Annotated in this window: 14 protein-coding genes; 3 read left to right on the forward strand and 11 right to left on the reverse strand. The window is 53.0% G+C overall.

What is annotated here, in order from left to right; genetic code table 11:
* Positions 1 to 74: 74 nt before the first annotated feature.
* The gene (locus AB1L42_RS10700; protein WP_367054486.1) at positions 75 to 857 is read right to left on the reverse strand and encodes a DUF1080 domain-containing protein; all 783 of its coding nucleotides are present in this window, start codon (positions 855 to 857) and stop codon (positions 75 to 77) included.
* Between the two features lie 278 nt (positions 858 to 1,135).
* Here AB1L42_RS10700 and AB1L42_RS10705 point away from each other — a divergent pair, with 278 nt between their 5' ends.
* Positions 1,136 to 1,627 carry a twin-arginine translocation signal domain-containing protein gene (locus AB1L42_RS10705; protein WP_367054493.1) on the forward strand — a complete coding sequence of 164 codons (492 nt, stop codon included), beginning with the start codon at positions 1,136 to 1,138 and terminating at the stop codon, positions 1,625 to 1,627.
* A 34-nt stretch (positions 1,628 to 1,661) separates the two neighbouring features.
* Here the strand turns inward: AB1L42_RS10705 and AB1L42_RS10710 are convergent, their stop codons facing one another.
* From AB1L42_RS10710 to AB1L42_RS10755, 10 genes are all read right to left on the reverse strand, one after another.
* Entirely contained in the window at positions 1,662 to 2,267 is a 606-nt protein-coding gene (locus AB1L42_RS10710; RefSeq protein ID WP_367054496.1) for an HAD family phosphatase, read from the reverse strand.
* A 35-nt stretch (positions 2,268 to 2,302) separates the two neighbouring features.
* Positions 2,303 to 3,070, reverse strand: a complete 768-nt coding sequence (locus tag AB1L42_RS10715; RefSeq protein ID WP_367054501.1) for an SGNH/GDSL hydrolase family protein — start codon at positions 3,068 to 3,070, stop codon at positions 2,303 to 2,305.
* A gap of 144 nt (positions 3,071 to 3,214) precedes the next feature.
* Positions 3,215 to 4,639, reverse strand: a complete 1,425-nt coding sequence (locus AB1L42_RS10720) for a sulfatase-like hydrolase/transferase (protein WP_367054507.1) — start codon at positions 4,637 to 4,639, stop codon at positions 3,215 to 3,217.
* A 47-nt stretch (positions 4,640 to 4,686) separates the two neighbouring features.
* Positions 4,687 to 6,345 (reverse strand): sulfatase, encoded by a 1,659-nt coding sequence (locus AB1L42_RS10725; protein ID WP_367054512.1) that lies wholly within the window; start codon positions 6,343 to 6,345, stop codon positions 4,687 to 4,689.
* Positions 6,346 to 6,684: 339 nt separating this feature from the next.
* A complete protein-coding gene (locus AB1L42_RS10730) occupies positions 6,685 to 8,313 on the reverse strand; it encodes a hypothetical protein (protein WP_367054515.1) in 1,629 nt (542 codons plus the stop codon).
* 163 nt (positions 8,314 to 8,476) lie between these two features.
* Positions 8,477 to 9,028: a thermonuclease family protein gene (locus AB1L42_RS10735; RefSeq protein WP_367054521.1), complete on the reverse strand. Its 552-nt coding sequence runs from the start codon at positions 9,026 to 9,028 to the stop codon at positions 8,477 to 8,479.
* A gap of 294 nt (positions 9,029 to 9,322) precedes the next feature.
* Positions 9,323 to 9,622 (reverse strand): hypothetical protein, encoded by a 300-nt coding sequence (locus AB1L42_RS10740; protein WP_367054528.1) that lies wholly within the window; start codon positions 9,620 to 9,622, stop codon positions 9,323 to 9,325.
* A gap of 183 nt (positions 9,623 to 9,805) precedes the next feature.
* Positions 9,806 to 11,584, reverse strand: coding sequence for an adenylate/guanylate cyclase domain-containing protein (locus AB1L42_RS10745; RefSeq protein WP_367054533.1), 1,779 nt, complete (start codon positions 11,582 to 11,584; stop codon positions 9,806 to 9,808).
* Between the two features lie 37 nt (positions 11,585 to 11,621).
* Positions 11,622 to 12,710 carry a 23S rRNA (adenine(2503)-C(2))-methyltransferase RlmN gene (rlmN, locus tag AB1L42_RS10750; RefSeq protein WP_367054536.1) on the reverse strand — a complete coding sequence of 363 codons (1,089 nt, stop codon included), beginning with the start codon at positions 12,708 to 12,710 and terminating at the stop codon, positions 11,622 to 11,624.
* Between the two features lie 54 nt (positions 12,711 to 12,764).
* Complete coding sequence (locus tag AB1L42_RS10755; RefSeq protein WP_367054539.1) at positions 12,765 to 12,890, reverse strand: hypothetical protein; 126 nt, start codon at positions 12,888 to 12,890, stop codon at positions 12,765 to 12,767.
* 187 nt (positions 12,891 to 13,077) lie between these two features.
* Here AB1L42_RS10755 and AB1L42_RS10760 point away from each other — a divergent pair, with 187 nt between their 5' ends.
* Both AB1L42_RS10760 and AB1L42_RS10765 read left to right on the forward strand, forming a co-directional pair.
* Complete coding sequence (locus AB1L42_RS10760) at positions 13,078 to 14,511, forward strand: arylsulfatase (protein WP_367054544.1); 1,434 nt, start codon at positions 13,078 to 13,080, stop codon at positions 14,509 to 14,511.
* Positions 14,508 to 15,764 carry a hypothetical protein gene (locus tag AB1L42_RS10765; protein WP_367054550.1) on the forward strand — a complete coding sequence of 419 codons (1,257 nt, stop codon included), beginning with the start codon at positions 14,508 to 14,510 and terminating at the stop codon, positions 15,762 to 15,764. Before AB1L42_RS10760 ends, AB1L42_RS10765 begins: the two co-directional genes overlap by 4 nt.
* Positions 15,765 to 15,896: the final 132 nt, after the last annotated feature.

Here is a 15,896-nt window from a genome sequence, read left to right on the forward strand (position 1 = left end):
CGAGCAATCAGAGTGCGAACCAATTCAAGCGAGCGTGCAGACGCAGCAGTGATTCACGTCGAAGAATTAGCGTTTTAGTTCTCTTCGTCCAGAACCATAATCTCGACTTTACGGAACTGAATCGGATGGCTTTCCGACTGGAGTGAAATCGAGCCACCGTCCAGCATCAGTCCGCCGTTTTTCTCGGCGAGTTCCTGAGCGTGCTCATCGCGATTGTCGAGTTGAGGTTTCTGGTATTCCAGAACAACTTCTCCGTCGAGAATGTGGCGAATGACTTCATTGCCGCGGACTTCGATTTCGGCAGTGACCCACTGGTCACCGTGGTAAGTTTCTGAGCTTGAGCTGATGCAATGCTTTGTGACCAACTTGTCATCCATGACGACATTTGTTCCCGGGGTGCACAGGTTGGATGTTGTTCGCTTGTTCTTTCCATCGCCACCGAGCAGTTGGACTTCGATCGATGTCGGGAAGTCTTGATCTTTGGTCATTTCGCTGGGAGCTTCTCCGTGCACCATCACTCCACTGTTGCGCAAAGCCCAGCCTTCTCCTCCGGGACACTGTTCACCGATGAACCGATACTCAACCCGAAACCGGTAGTTGGAGAAATTGTCTTTGTAAAAGAGGTGACCAAACTGACGGTCGAAGCTGTCGTATCCATCATATGAGACGGTCAGCAGTCCATCTTCAACTCGGAACGTATTGGCAAAGTTTTCACCCAACTCATGCCCTTTGATTTTCGGCGTCCAGCCTTCGAGATTTTTCCCATTGAAGAGTGAAACCCATTCTCCTTCTTCGCCGTGAACGGACGTACAGAAGCAGAGCAATGTGAGCACAAACAATGAGCGAGTGAATTTCATGGATGATCCTGAGTCTTGCTGAGCAAATTCGTCTGGCGAGGAGCACATCAATCGAAGATGCAATCCTGCAGAAATGAAACATTTTCAACGGGATCTTCGACGAGGTGTCGAGAGCTACCGGAGAGTGCGAAACATCATAACTCTCGGAGGGAACGATCAACAACGTTCCGGCAGATTCTGCATCAAATTGCTCGACTTCTGAAGCTCAACTGGCATTGAAATCCGGGTTTCCGTTACACGTTCCGCCGGCGGGAAAAATGCGTACACAGGTGAGACAGATGACTCAGAAAGCCAATCGACGAAAATTCCTCAAAACGAGTGCCGTCTATGGAGTCGCAGCTGCGGCTTCCGGCTGTGGAACGATTCTCTATCCTGAGCGAATGGGACAGCGACGCGGCACCATCGACGACGTCGACTGGACGATCGTCGGGATGGACGCCATCGGGCTGGTTTTCTTCTTCGTGCCCGGAGCGATTGCCTTCGCCATCGACTTCCAGAACGGAACGATGTTTTATCCCAGCCAACAGCAGTACGCAGCCAACGAAAAACCTCAGCTGAAACAAGTCAGCCTGCCCGAGAAAAACCCTTCCGTCTCGATGGTTGAGCATGCTGTGGCTGAGGAAACGGGCGAGCAGGTTAGCCTCGTCGAAGGAAATTTCGTTTCGCGCCGATTGAAATCAATCAAAGAATTCTGGACCGCAAAGCGACAAGCTTCATCAAGTTCCGCTCCGCAAACTCCAGCTCCCGAAACCACCGAGGAAAATTCCTAACAGCCTTCCGGGAACGTGGTTCGGCCTCGAGGGATCACTTGATTCCATGCTTGTGCAGGGCAGTCTTGAACTTCTCTGCGGTGGTGAACAATTCGACTTGAAGGCCATGCTGTCGGCCGGCTTCGATGTGTCCAGCGATGTCATCTGTGTAGAGACACTCCGACGGTTCACACTGGATCTTTTCCAATGCGGCGTCGAAAATCGCTGCGTCGGGTTTCGATGCGCCAACTTCGTACGAGAGAACGAGATCGTCCATCAAGGAGAGAGTCTCGTAGTGTTGGCGAATCCATTCGATATGTGTGACGCAGGTGTTTGAGAGCAAGACCGTTCGCAATCCCCGCTTTCGTAGATCGCGGAGAAGCGAGTGCATTTCGAGATTCGGTTCGAAGATGTCACCCGCTGCCTGCTGCAGATTGCTAAGAGCAACGTCCCGTCCAAAACGCTGCTCCAACTGACGCAGTACGTCTTGCTCAGTCAATTGTCCGCGATCAAACTCCGCATAGATTCCGGAGCTCAGAAAGACTTCCTGAACTTCGTCAGCTGAAACGTCGAAGAGGGCTGCAATCTGTCGACACATTTTCTCGTGTGAGAAATTCAGCAACACATTTCCGAGGTCGAACAGAATTGTCTTGATCGCCACCAGCGTTTCTCCTTCCGCGATTCCAAACGCTGAGGTCAGGAGTCGGACCCGTTGACGACGCGAAGCCATTCGCCAGCCATGAGTTGAGCACCATACGGCGACGGATGAACTCCATCCTTTGCCCAGTACTCTGCCGGAGCGTACTGAACGGCTTCGTTGAACATGTCCTGAAAGGCTACGAATCGTGCCCCGAACTTCTCAGCGATTTCGCGAGATGCTTCGCGAAACGGATTGAATTCCGGCCACCAGGATTCATCGATCACGCCACATTCCAGTAGGAACGGCTCACACACGACAAGTTTGACTTCTGGAAGCTCTTTGACCGTGCGAGCGAGAAGTGCGTCGTAGTCTTTGCGGTAAGTGGCGATCGTTCCGTCGTAGTTTCCGTTTCGGTGATGCCAGATATCGTTCACACCGATCAGGATGCTGAGAACTTCCGGTTTGATTTCGAGGCAATCAGCCTCCCAGCGATCAGCGAGTTGGAAAACCTTGTTGCCGCTGATGCCACGATTGAAAATCTTGAGCTGGTCGTCTGAGTGAGCAACCAGCATTTGAGACGCCGCCATCCAGGCGTATCCGTTCCCTAGACCGGGTTGCTTGTTGGGGATGGATGCGGTGTCGCGTTGACGTCCAGCATCGGTAATGGAATCTCCCTGAAACAAGATTGTGCTTCCCGGTTGAATCCAACTTCCCCCTGCGGAGTCGGTTTTCTGTGCAGAAGCAATCTTCCCCATTCCAACAGCACCGGCGCCAGCTGCTACCGCTTGAATGAACGTTCGTCGATCAAGATTCGATGGTGTCATCGGTTTCCTTTTCACTTGATTTCAAAGTGCAGTGGGATTTCTGTAGGTGGATGAAAGCGACTCGCTCATTGTTTTACTTCAGCCAGTCGGCGGTCTCTTAACTGACTGGTTGCAATGTCAAACAGTGAGGTGAGTGGACCTGACTCATTCTTTGTTTGAGTAATCTTTTTCAGCGTCGCTGTTCGCACACGAGTCAATCCAGGCCTGAATTTCTTCGGCCATCGCTTTGACTCGATCTGGATGATCGGCAGCGATGTTTTGTTCTTCGCTGGGATCCGTTGAGAGGTCGTAAAGTTCCCATGTCTTGCCGGAATCGGACGAGTACAATTTGAACTGGTCGGTCACCCATGATCGCTGTTTCTGGAACTGAAACCCGATCGGTTTGCCTCGCTCAGGAGAAGAGCCATCAAAGTAGTGGGTCAATGAAACTCCGTCGATTGGTCGGTCATCGGGGTAGGTCAACTCCATCGCTTCGAGAACCGTTGGAAGGTAATCACTGGTGACAGCAGGAGATGAACATACGGCGCCTGCTGGAACGTGCCCCGGCCACTCCACGATTGCAGGGACGCGCACGCCTCCTTCGTAGAGCGAACGCTTTCGTCCACGGAATGGAGATGCAGATCCCGGAGCTTTTCCGGACTGCCCTTCCGGTCCGTTGTCGGAGCAAAACCAGATCATGGTGCTCTGGTCGACTCCGAGAGTTTTCAACGTTGCACGCAGTCGGCCAACCTGTTCATCCAGAGCGGAAATACAGCCGTAGTAATTGCGCTCATACGAGTCATATTTCTCATACGGAGCAACATGCTCAGGGCCAGCCACGACCGGGAGATGCGGTGCGTGAAACCAGATGGCTGCGAAGAAAGGAGTATCGCCCCTGGCAGCTTGTTCAATGAAGGGGATCGCCCGATCCATAATGATTCGAGAGTCGTCACCGTTGAGGTTCTCTTCAACGATTTCGCCTTTCTCGTTCCAGTAGCGGGTTCCATAGGCGACGCCTTCGCTGCGATCTTTGAGATAGTCCCAACCCTTCTGTCCTCCTCCGGGAGGTTTGATCATTGGGTCGTAAGTGGGGACTTTTGACTCAGTGACGAAGCAGCGATCGTATCCGTTCATCTGAGGAGTCGAAAAATGTTCGACTCCTTTCGGGCCTCCCCGATTCGCGTCTTTGATTTCAGTGGTCAATGTCCCGAGGTGCCACTTTCCAAAGTGACCGGTTGTGTAACCTTGTTCACGAAGAATTTCAGGCAGCGTGATTTCACCTGCTTTGAGGTGTCCGGTGTTGGCCGAATAGACGCCGTATCGATGAGGATGCCGCCCGGTCAGGCACGATCCGCGGGTTGGGCTGCAGACTGATCCAGCGGAGTAAAACCGTTCGAAACGCATTCCCGACTTCGCCATCTCGTCGAGATGAGGAGTGTTGATCGGGGAGTCCGGATTGTTGAAGCGAACGTCGCTCCACCCTAGATCATCACACATGACAAGAATGACATTCGGCCGCTCGGACGAGATCGCCTCCTGGCACCAACACGCGAGGAACGAACCGATGAGCAGAAGTCGCATGAATGTCATTGCAGTCCAATCATAAAAATGAAGGTGAGCGCTGGAAGTCGGACGGACTATTCTTCGGGGGTGTCGGAGGGAATCACACCGTTCGCTTTGAGGTGCTCCTCGAACCATGCGTTAATCGCACTGCGGCTGGTGGATGGATGATAGTCCGCTTCCGTCTTAGGAAAGTACTGACTCAGATGCTGCGCAAGTTCGAAGTTGACTTCCATCGCAGCCCGGCTGGTTTGAGCAGGACCGGCGAGATTGTTCCACTCTTCGGGATCGGAAGTGTGGTCATACAACTCGAACCGACCATCTTCGTAGCGAATGAGACGATGAGTTTCAGTACGTAGTGCGTGATTGCCTTTGGCGTAGGTTGTTAGAATGGCTTCGCGCCAACCATCGACTTGCGGTTGGAAGAGTAACGGGACGAGGCTTTCGCCTTCATTGGAAGGATTCGCGGGGAGACCACACAACTCGAGCAGAGTTGGATAGATGTCGATGAGTCCCACGGGCAGTTGGTTTCGCCGTATGATTTCACGCGGATCGTTTCGATGAACGGGCAGCGAGATGATTAGCGGGACGTGAGTCGACTCTTCCCAAAGGCTGTGCTTGGAGACGCGATCTTTCTCGCCGATGTGATAGCCGTGATCGCTGCACAAAACAATGACCGTATTGTCTGCGTAGTCACTGGCCATGAGTGACTGGAGCACTCGACCAATCTGGAAGTCGACAAAGTTGATGCACGCCAGGTAAGCCTGAACACACTTTCGATACTGTTCGTCGTTGTTCGCTTGCAGGAAGGCGAGATCCGGATACTTCGGCAACTCGTGAATGCGAATTCCTAGCTCTGGAATATCGTTTTGGTCCTCTCGATAGAACTTGGGAAGGACGACACTTTCGAGAGGAAATTGTTCGAACCACTTCTCCGGGACGTAAAACGGAACGTGTGGCCGAACCATGCCGACCGCGAGAAAGAACGGTTTGTCGTGATCGCTTTCCAGTTGCTCGATCGCCCAGCTTGCCGAGCGGAAATCGGGCATTTGTTCATCTCGTTCGGGAAAGGCTCCCCAATCGGTTTGTGTGCCTGAATACGGGCTTGAAGGAAGTTCGTAATTGAAGCGTTTTCCCCCCTCAGGTTTTGGGCCGAATCCATCTTTCCAGCCCCCGTATTTCTGAAAAGCCACGTCTTCGGGATACCCGTGAGTGATCTTTCCCACGCCGAGCGTTTCGTAACCATTTTGAGCGAAGTACTCAGGCAGCAGTTTGCCGCGGAAGTGCTCTTCGTCTTTCCCGAGATTGTCTTTTGTTGGCTGTTGATAAACCCCGGTTGTGTGAGGGAAGAGCCCTGACAGCATCGACGCACGCGACGGACCACAAATCGGGCCCTGGCAATGTGCGTTCATGAACAACACACCTTCGCGTGAAAGTGCATCAATGTTCGGAGTCTGAGTTCCGGGATGCCCACGCATGCATCCAATCCAGTCGTTCAAGTCGTCGACCATGATCAGTAGAACGTTCGGCTTGGGCCGTGCTTCGCGATCCGATTCTTCGGCAGTTTGCTGTTCCTCCTGTGCTTTGCTGATTCCGTTCAATGAGAGCAAGCAGATGAGTGCAGCGAGCAGGGACCACTTTGCGAATGAACGTCGAGGATGTACCGCTTGAGAGTATGTGGGGCGCCTCGATGAGTTCGTGAACTTTCGACGTTCACCCGAAAAAGCAAGAAACATATGAACAACCTGTTGGTATCTCGATCAATGCAGCCCTCGACAATACACGAGACTTACCATCGCTTTCAATGAACGCGAACAGCACGCGCAGAAACCGCTTCCCCCTCAGGGCGTGTACTGACCGTTCCGATTGAAACAGCACACATTTCGAAATGAGATTCCAACCAAATCAGGAGCTTCGAGTTTGATACTCTCTGGCAGGTTCAGGAACACGATGCGAGAAAAGATCGTCGATTGCGGATGCGATCATGCAGCCTGATCAAGTTGTTGGAGCGTCTTGGAGATTGCTTCAACTCAGAATGTGATCGTCACGCAGAAAGACTATCCGGGTGAGTGAGCTTATTTCAGAGAAGTTGCTTTCCACTCAGCTGCAAACTCGCCTCTGCTAATTGCTTGGTGAGATCGGGGCGATCTGACTGACGAAATTGGGCGGCTGGCTTGCCGTTGCTCGCGATGCTGAACAACTGGGATCACGAGGTCGCGTGAATCGGTTTCCGTCTTCTGAAGTGTCAGAGAAGTATGCAGAAGACCTTGCCCGGTGTTCTTTGTCCGAGCGCGTAGAACGGCGTGGCGTGCTTCCCCCGGTTCCAGTCGATCGATGGTGTGCTGCACCGTTTCGCCATGCTTGTGACGAAACTCATCGGACAATTTCACGACCAGTAAGACGTTCTCAGCGGGGGCATTTCCAATGTTCGTGACTGTAAAATCGAGGCTTAGGTTTTCCCCAACCTCAAGCGTTGAAGGGTCTTCGATGACGAGTTCCAAGAGTGGGGCTCGCACCGGTTCAACGACTGGCTCTTCGATCATCGGTTCCATCGGTGCCGTTTCGACTGGACGAGCGATGGGAGGTGGTGTCGTTGCGAGAGGTTCTTCGGGCATTGCCGGTTCAGGCTTCGGTTGCGGCTCGCTGACTTTTTCTGGCTCGGGAAACACGGGCAGAATTTCTTCTTCGTCTTCTGCGAGAAGGACGGGCGGTTGAGAATCTTCTTCCGGAGGCAGTTCAACGGTGGCGAGTGCGCCAATCGACGAGACTACTCGGGCAGTCGTGTGTGTTTCGATCGTAGAGCTTTGCGACGGCAGAACGCTTACACTCAGTTCCCGCGTTTCGCCTGCTGCGAGGCTTTCTATTGTCCACTGCAAAGAAGAACCATTGATCGCTGCCAAAGGGCGAACACTTTGAACATCTTCCATCGACGAGAGTTGCTCGTTCACAACCACCGCATCGATGTCGTTCAGCGATTCGTTCGTCACCAGAATCCGATAAGTGGAAACTTCTCCTTTGAGCATCACTTCAGGGAGAATCTTTTCGATCACAATTCCGGATTGCAGGGTTGAGGTGAACCTTTCAAACGGAGTCAGGACATCTCGCGAAACGACTTGCAACAGCGGTTGCACCGGTGGAGCCATTCCGGAATCGAGATAAGACTCTGAAGGAGGAGAAGTCCGAGTATTGAATGCCATCGCCGACCAGTTGTCGGGGATCAACTGTTGCGGTAGTCGAACCGGTCGAGCGACCGACATTGCAATTTCTCTCTGGTCCCATGGAGAACGAAATCGAGTTCTGTCGAAAGTCGAGGCTGAGAAGTCAGGACGCTGAGGAGGCGGTTCTGCAGGCAGACCGAGGTCGGGAAAGACGAGGTCTTGTTTCGGAATCGCGGGCTCGTCGACGGCCAGAGTCGGAGTCAGTTCTTCTTCAGCAGAATCAGGCATGCTCAGAAGCGCGCGTGCAGAGTTCTCCTGCATTTGTGAATCGGCAGAGAGCCTCGGTCCCTGAAGAAAGAACAGAAACACCGCCATCATAATTCCGGCGACACCAGCAATGGCACCTATTGACCAGACCGGTTCCCAAGTGTCATCGCCCTTCAGCCACCAGAGACATCGCAGAATTCCCCGCTTAACAGCGATCGCCAGCGCAGCCACCTCCGGAAAGAGATGACGTGGACGTGGGATAGGTTCAGGTTTCTGCATCGTGATCCTCCGATGATCATACGATCACTATGTCGTTTGGGACATCAGACAATAAGCGATCGGAAATCCGTCTTGGACGCGATATTACTAGCAAAAATTGCCGATGGCGAGAATAGAGCATTCACAAATGCCCTCCCGGCTCAAGAAAAAACGATCCGGCTGGTCAAAACTCGCGGAGAATTTCTTGTTTGGGCAATTCTTGAATCGACCAGATTGCGAGACGTGCTGCCTTCGCGGACTCCTCTGCCTTGAGGAACCTGCGTTTGTAGTCGCCTCGATAGGGGTATTGTGGCTCTGCCGTTGCCAATCCGGCAGCGACTAGCTCTTCGTTGAGCATGCGATCATTGACGAAAACGAAGGCGAGAATTCTTCCGTAGTTGTCAAATCGTTCTCGGTCAAATTCAAGCCGCACATCGCCTGACTGTATGAAACGTTCTGTGAATTGAGTCGCTTCCAGCCCGAACGGTTGCGGAGGGAGATCCGGGTGTTTGGTTTCGGGAGTGTCGACTCCGAGAAGCCGCAATCGGGCACCTGAGTCGAGCAGCAAGGTGTCCCCATCGACAACGCGCGCCACAACGACGTTCTCGTAAGTCGCGACTGGAGCCTGTTGTTGCTGCTCCGAAACAGAGTAGAGCCGATACGCAATCCACAGGATCAAGAGGACGAAGAGAACTGGTCCGGTCCTGGATGGACGACGAAAACGCTTTCGGCTCATGGCTGATCATTCCCGCGACGAACTCTTAGAGCGTTTTTCGACTTGGTGTGCACGATCTCGTACGAGCAAGCTCGGCGTTTCGGCTTGTGAAACATCGAAACCGAGTGCACAGGAAAGAGCAACTTGCTCTTGGCGATCCATGCTTTGTCGAATGATCGTCAGTGGTGTGAGAAGAGAAGCTGGCAGTCTATCGGAGTGAGCACAGGAAGTGTCTGTGTCGTCGCCGGTGTACTTCTCTTCTCAACAGTGAGCGATTGCCTGTTTGAATCGCTGCGAACCAGAGTTGAAGATGCTCTAGTTCTCGCTGTACCGGACGGCCCGAGTCATTTTCGGATGTAGCGGCGTTTTCGCAAAGCGATGTGCGCAGGCCGTGCAGAAGTCGAACTTCATTCTTTTCGGGCCGGTTTCTTCGAGCTCAAATTCTTTCGTGGAGCCCATTTTGGAGATCTCTTCTCCGATCTGTTGAAGATGATCGATGTCGAGATCCTCTTCAGTCAGTTCATCTGGATCATGAACTGGAGTGATTTCAATGTTCGCTTCGTATCGTTCTTTTCCCAGCGACTTTCCGCAGAGATCGCACGAGTAGTGGATCATATTTATTCAGACCTCGATCGAGGATGATTGGCAGTAAATTGCAGTCAGAATGATTGACCATCAGAAGTGATGGAGCTGACGTGTTCCCGAATTTAACCAAAAAATGACGGTGGGGTGTAGTCTCTCTTCTGCGAATTTTAACAGTTGAGAATCTTCCACGATGCCATTGAGAGTCTTTGCAGCCTATTTGCTTGGCAGTTCGATCACGCCTTTCCAGTTCGACGGGGCCCGACGATTGCTCTGCGTGATCGTAGCCAAGAGGAAGTCTTGAGCTTGATCACTGGATGGCATGGAGTGCAGGGATCGATAGGCGGCTTCCCAGTCTCCATCAACGAATTGCTGGACGCCTTCTTCGTAGTTCTCGATAAGCGTGTCCGTCAATTCTGAGTCTTCACCAAATGGCGGAAGTAGTTCGCTGACGGAGAGAACATTTTCCAACCCGTACGGCAGGACGCGAGCGAGCGTTCTCACTCGACCTTCTTCGGGAGTGAGTCCTTTGCGAGCCAGTTGTGCTGTTGCATCGTCCATGACAATCGGGACGCGCAGCTTCTTCGTCAGTCCTTCTAGTCGACTTGCAAGATTCACCACTGGACCGAACACGGTGACAGCCATTCGTCCGCTCGTTCCGATTTGCCCTGCCACAGCGCGGCCGTGAGCGATCCCGATTCCCATCTGAAAATCGGTCAACGGATGATTGGGATCACGGTGGATTTTCGCAAACGCGCGGCGGATGGAAACCGCTGCGCGACAGGCTTTCAGCGGGGAGTCTTCCGAAGCAAATGGCCATCCCCAGAAGCCGAGTACAGCGTCTCCCAGAAAGTCTCCAGTCACTCCACCGAAACCAAGGATCTCCTGAGACATCACTTCCAGAGCACCGTTCACCCGATTGAGCAAACCGGTGAGATCATCACTCGAAACTTCTGCACGTTGACTGAATCCACGCAAGTCGCAAAAGAGAACGGTGACATCGCACTCGCGCGGTTTCAGGAGATCAATGTTCAGTTCGCGTCCGTGTCCTGTTTCTTCGAGTGCTGTCAGAATGGGAGGCGAAAGGAACCGCCTGAGAACGGAAAGCTGGCCTTCGAGCCGGTTCATCTTTTGAGAACTGCTTATGACCTCGCCGACGAGTTGTGTAAATCGGACGTCCGATTGAATCGTCTTTCTCGTGGGATTTGCTTCTAGAATGGGCGAGTCCAGCTTGCCAGTCACGTAGATGCACCAGCTTTCACGGTCCGAGACTGTGAACGGAACGCAGAACGCCCAGTCCAGCTCCGGGGCCATCGTATACTGTTCGGTCGTCGTTTGGTTCTTCTCCCAGATGTGCATCACTGATCGGTCATCCTGAAGTGAATCACGCACCAGTCGCACGCTCGGTTTGAATGGTCCCTGAGTTTCGTTGCGGCGGTCCCAGGCATGAATATCGATGCTTCCGGAATCGTTTAGTGAAACGACAGCGGCGCCCTCTGAGTACCGGATTCCAGCCAGAATCATCGCCACGAGTTGCGTCGCACATTCTGAACGAGACATCGATTCGCGAATCAGTTCCGGCAGCCGGGCGAGAGCTTCCAGTCGTCGGTCTGCATCTTCGAACTGAACTTGTCTCAGTTCCTGCTGAGTGAACACCAGTTCCTGAAACGGTCCGCTGGGGGAAGTTGATGATGGAGCGATCTTGTTGAGGAAGAAACTCGTTGTGCCGACCACAAATCGTTCGGGAGCAGAGTGTCGTCCCGGCTTGAGGGCCACTCCGTGTGAGAAGACGGGATTTCTGGCTGCTTCAGAAATTAGAAGCTGGGGAGTTCCGTTTTCGACGAGTAGCTGAAAGTGTTGTCGTGAGAGTTGGTTTTCCCAGGCGACTGGCAAATCGCAGTCGACGGACCGCCCGACCGTATAGGCCCGTTGATCTTCGAGACGCTGTCTCCAGCGCTGTCTAGGGTCATTCCCTTGTGCGATCAGTTGCCACATATGCAACACTCTCGGTCGAGTTCTGCGTTGAACTGAATTAGGTGGTGGAAGGGCTCGACTGCGGTTTCGCGGTTTTGGCGACTGGTTCGAGTTGAGTCAATTCTTCGAGACGCAACTGACCGCACGCCGCATCAATGTCCGCTCCCTTGCGTTTGCGGACTGTCGCGTTGACGTTCCAGGACCGCAGGATTTTCACGAACTGATCTGTTCTAGGAGCGGAGGGAGCAGTCAAATCGAGTGACGAAACATCATTCATCGGGATGAGATTGACGTGAGCATTCCGTGTCTTCAACAGCCTCCCCAACTCCGTCGCATGCTCATCCGCATCGTTGACTCCGGAGAGGAGAACGTATTCATACGTGATTCGTCGACCGGTCTTGTCGAAATAGTTGTCCGCAGCTTGCAGGATGCGTTCCAGCCGAATCTTCTTGTTGACGGGAACAATCTGGTCTCGAAGTTCATTCGTTGGGGCATGCAGCGAGACAGCGAGATTGAACGGAATGTTCAGTGCAGCCAGCTCGGCGATTTTCTCCGGCAGTCCCACAGTCGAAACAGTGATTCGTCGTGCGCCGAGTCCCATGCCCCCTTTTTCATTCAGAGTGAGCAAAGCTGGAGTCAGGTTGCGCAAATTGGCGAGCGGCTCACCCATTCCCATAATGACGACGTTCGTGATTCTTTGATCAGCGCTGAGCAGTCGGTCCATCAGCAGGATCTGACTGAGAATTTCACCGGTCGTCAAATCGCGTTTCACGCCGAGGAGTCCGCTGGCACAAAAGACGCAACCCATCGCGCAGCCAACTTGTGTGCTGACACAGATCGTGTTGCGGTCGCTTTCCCGCATCAAGACGCACTCAGTTTGCTCTTTGTCGTCGAATTCCAGCAGAAGTTTTTCGGTTCCGTCGACGGAGACTTGATGCCGAACGATTTTCGCGCCGAGAAGTTGAAATTCCTCCTTCAACGCGGAACGCAAGCTCGCGGGAATGTCGTGCATTTCGTCGAAATCGTTGACGCGTTTCCCGAAAATCCATCGACGAATCTGATCGGCCCGATAGCTCGCGTGACCAGCCTGCTCAACCCAGGCAATCAACTCATCACGAGACAGATCGTTTAACAAACCGAGAGACATATGTGCGCAACTTCGAAGTGCGAGGAATAACTTGCTGGCGATTGAACTTCCGTTTTACCGGATCGGCCCTGTTTGGCAATGGTCGGAGTCGAATGGTTCTTCTTTACCGGCGGCAATTCCGCATGCCTGAAGACTCTTCAGGTATGCCGCATGTTGAATCACATCCATCACTTGAAACATCGACGCACTCATCGAACTCGCGGATTGTCAATCTGTTTTCGGATGGGAGATGTTTCCGAACTTTATGGACTTGAAGAGAAAATCTCTGACGTTGCTGGCAGATTCAATCTGTTCACTGATAGGGTATCGTGGTCAGCGAATCTTGAAACTCGGTCGTGCATTGTACGACCCAATAATGAGCGCAGATATGAAACCGTTTCTCTCACTCGTTCTTGGACTTTGTGCCTATTGGTCATTCTGCTTTGGTTCGTTGGCCGTTGCTGAGTCATCTCCGAATGTGATTCTGATTCTCGCAGATGATCTCGGTTACGGGGCGCTCGGTTGCTACGGACAGGATCAGATCAAAACTCCTCACATTGACCGGATCGCAGAGGAGGGAATTCGGTTCACGCAGTTCTACGCTGGCTCGCACGTTTGCCAGCCTTCGCGAAGTGTGTTGATGACGGGGCTTCACTCGGGGCACACCCCTGTTCGGGCCAATGACACGCGTCAATTCCTGCTCGATTCGGACGTCACTCTCGCGGAACGGTTTAAGGCTGCCGGCTATGCCACAGGTGGTTTCGGAAAGTGGGGGCTGGGATACGAGGGGACTTCGGGACATCCGAATCGGCAAGGTTTCGATCAGTTTTTCGGCCAGTATCTGCAGGTCCATGCTCACTTCTATTACCCCTACTGGCTTTGGCAAAACGATAAAAAGGTGATGCTGGACGGCAATTCCACCGGAATGAATCAGTACGTCAATGACGAACTTCATGACTCTGCGATGGAATTCATCAGATCAAACCACGACAAGCCGTTCTTCGCCTATATCCCATACATCATTCCACACGTCGAAATTGTCGTTCCGGAAGAATCAGAGATTCCGTACCGAGGCCAGTTTCCGAAGGTCGCGATTCTCGATCCGCGTGAAAACTATCTTGGTTCCGAAGATGGGCTCACCACTCTCGCGGGAATGATTTCCCGGATGGACAGTCAGGTCGGAGAGATCCTCCAACTCTTGAAGGAAATGGAAATCGACGACAACACACTCGTGATTTTCACGTCTGACAACGGAGGTCAGAGTGGAGGAAAAGATGGTGGCTGGACGACGATGACCGACTACTTCCAGAACAACGCGAATCTGAGAGGTTACAAGGGAACGTTTTACGAAGGTGGCATTCGCGTTCCCTTTGTGGCCCGCTGGCCTGATCGAATTGCTCCCGGAAAAGTGAGTGACGAACCGCTCGCGTTTTGGGATGTCACACCGACACTGTGCGAAGCCATTGGAGCCGACACACCCGAAGTTACCGATGGAATTTCCTTTCTGCCGACGCTTTCTGGGGAAGGTGATCAGCAAAGTCACGAAGGACTTTATTGGGAATACCTTTCGAATCGCGGATTGGGACGAGCTGTCCGCATGGGGAAATGGAAAGGCATTCAAGCGGCTGGGAAGGAGACGCTCGAACTGTTCGATCTGAACGCCGATCCCGCAGAGGAGTATGACATCGCTGCTCAAAACCCTGAAGTCCTCAAACAGATTCAAAGCTTCATGGACGCATCCCATGCTGATCCGCGGCCGTACCCCGGACCTGTTGTGCCGACGAGTGTGAAAGATTTTGTGAATGGTCCGTGGATCAAATGAAACGTCCTAGCCCGAAGAGAATGCTGTTCGAACGTCAGACCGCGCGATCCGGAGTTTCCGCTTCGGAAGTTGTGGTCGTGTTGCTGATTCTGTTTATTGTGATCGGTCTAGGGGCTCCGGTGCTGATGAGGCTTCGAGAGCAATCTCGAGACATTCAGTGTCAAAACAACCTGAGGCAGATCGGTGTCGCGTTCTTGCAGTTCGCCGATGAAAATGATGCAACACAGCTTTCCACGGGATCGCATGACTTTCTCTCCGATGGATGTCCGATCGAGTTTGGATGGGTCTCGGATCTCTATCACCTCAAGCGACTTTCGGGAGCAACGCTTCACTGTCCGAGTCACAGCCTCAGCCATGCTGACGGCATCGCAGATCTGGTCGGGACTCCCGGAACACCTTCAGTGACTCAGATGCCCGCTGAACTGAACTTTCGTCTTGAAGGCGAGTGTGCTGACTTTCTTGTGGAATCCAAAGATGGTCAACCAGTGGGGAGCGGGTCATTGACCCCCGGAGACTCTGAGCGCATCAAGATGGCTTCGGAGATGATTCGAAGTGGCATGACTACCAACTACACCCCGAGTTGGTATCTGGCCCGATCTGGCATCGCCTGGGAGAGGGCTGCTGATGGACTCTGGCAAACTTCCTCTAACTGGCCGATTGATGAACGAGGTGCGACGCTCGGACCGCTCAACTTGCGACTCCTCGCGGTTTCTCCAATCCCGCAACAGAATATTCCACTCCTCGCCGAAGGGGCTCCGACGATCAAAGTTTCGGAAACTCTCGCCAACGTCGATGGTCTTACTCGCGGAGAGCAATTGGTGGCGACAATGCTCAAGGGGCCGGCAGCTTGGGACCTGTCGACCGACTCGTTCGTCAGTCTTCCGCCTGGAACGGTTGCCGATCGTTTGCCCGTCGATGAATGTGAAACAGGCCCTTTCTGTGGAGACGAACTGCCGACAGCGGACGCTGAAGGCGACGGAGGTGTAGACGGGAAGATCTGGCTTCAAGACACGCGAAACTGGGCTCCACAACATCCAGATTTTGCGGCGGGAGTGATGACACTCAATATTCTGATGGCAGATGGAAGTGTCAAAAAAGTTCGGGATCAGAATTCAGACAACTGGATCAATCCAGGATTCCCTATTCCGAGCGACAGCAATCGACCCGTTCCGACGGTCGAACTTCTTCCGTTTCAGGTCTATTCCGGTTCAATCATTCCCCGCTCGATGAGTCGAGAGAATTTCCTGGAATAGAGCAAGTTGCTCTTTCCGATGCACTCGCTTTCGCTGTTTCATCAATTCACAGGCTGTGTTTGCTCGCGAGAGAGTGCAATCCAAACCCAAATGTGCACTCAGACGTCCTCATCGTTTCTCCTCGCTCGCTTA

Origin of the sequence: Thalassoglobus sp. JC818, from assembly GCF_040717535.1 — a bacterium.
In the GTDB taxonomy this organism is placed as follows: Bacteria; Planctomycetota; Planctomycetia; order Planctomycetales; family Planctomycetaceae; genus Thalassoglobus.

What these genes read in the sequence shown, in the direction of transcription:
- AB1L42_RS10700 (WP_367054486.1), bottom strand. Translation starts at nt 857, where the DNA reads ATGAAATTCACTCGCTCATTGTTTGTGCTCACATTGCTCTGCTTCTGT.
- AB1L42_RS10705 (WP_367054493.1), top strand. Translation starts at nt 1,136, where the DNA reads ATGACTCAGAAAGCCAATCGACGAAAATTCCTCAAAACGAGTGCCGTC.
- AB1L42_RS10715 (WP_367054501.1), bottom strand. Translation starts at nt 3,070, where the DNA reads ATGACACCATCGAATCTTGATCGACGAACGTTCATTCAAGCGGTAGCA.
- AB1L42_RS10720 (WP_367054507.1), bottom strand. Translation starts at nt 4,639, where the DNA reads ATGACATTCATGCGACTTCTGCTCATCGGTTCGTTCCTCGCGTGTTGG.
- AB1L42_RS10725 (WP_367054512.1), bottom strand. Translation starts at nt 6,345, where the DNA reads ATGTTTCTTGCTTTTTCGGGTGAACGTCGAAAGTTCACGAACTCATCG.
- AB1L42_RS10730 (WP_367054515.1), bottom strand. Translation starts at nt 8,313, where the DNA reads ATGCAGAAACCTGAACCTATCCCACGTCCACGTCATCTCTTTCCGGAG.
- AB1L42_RS10735 (WP_367054521.1), bottom strand. Translation starts at nt 9,028, where the DNA reads ATGAGCCGAAAGCGTTTTCGTCGTCCATCCAGGACCGGACCAGTTCTC.
- AB1L42_RS10740 (WP_367054528.1), bottom strand. Translation starts at nt 9,622, where the DNA reads ATGATCCACTACTCGTGCGATCTCTGCGGAAAGTCGCTGGGAAAAGAA.
- AB1L42_RS10745 (WP_367054533.1), bottom strand. Translation starts at nt 11,584, where the DNA reads ATGTGGCAACTGATCGCACAAGGGAATGACCCTAGACAGCGCTGGAGA.
- rlmN (WP_367054536.1), bottom strand. Translation starts at nt 12,710, where the DNA reads ATGTCTCTCGGTTTGTTAAACGATCTGTCTCGTGATGAGTTGATTGCC.
- AB1L42_RS10755 (WP_367054539.1), bottom strand. Translation starts at nt 12,890, where the DNA reads ATGTTTCAAGTGATGGATGTGATTCAACATGCGGCATACCTGAAGAGT.
- AB1L42_RS10760 (WP_367054544.1), top strand. Translation starts at nt 13,078, where the DNA reads ATGAAACCGTTTCTCTCACTCGTTCTTGGACTTTGTGCCTATTGGTCA.
- AB1L42_RS10765 (WP_367054550.1), top strand. Translation starts at nt 14,508, where the DNA reads ATGAAACGTCCTAGCCCGAAGAGAATGCTGTTCGAACGTCAGACCGCG.